At 55.6% G+C, this 239-nt stretch carries 1 pseudogene; it reads left to right on the top strand.

What is annotated here, in order from left to right:
* Nucleotides 1–18: 18 nt before the first annotated feature.
* Nucleotides 19–239: pseudogene (locus HMPREF2572_RS10355) on the top strand (hypothetical protein); the annotation flags it as partial.

Genomic DNA, 239 nt, shown 5'->3' with positions numbered 1-239 from the left:
ACCGCAGGCGATACCGTTGTGAACAACGACGGTGTTAAAGTTGGTGACAAAGTGGCACTGGGCAAAGACGGTCTGAAAGCAGGCGATGTGAACATCACTGCTGACGGCATCAACGCAGGCAACAAAGCCATCAGCAACGTTGCCGCCGGTGTGAAAGACACCGATGCTGCCAACGTCGGACAGCTGAACCGTTTGGCTGCTGCAGCTAAGACCGAAGTCGAAGCCGGTACCAACATCGC

The organism is Neisseria sp. HMSC064E01 (genome assembly GCF_001808875.1).
GTDB lineage: Bacteria > Pseudomonadota > Gammaproteobacteria > Burkholderiales > Neisseriaceae > Neisseria > Neisseria sicca_A.
The sequence above is the reverse complement of the archived record's forward strand: the minus strand, read 5'-3'. Positions and strand labels throughout refer to the sequence as shown.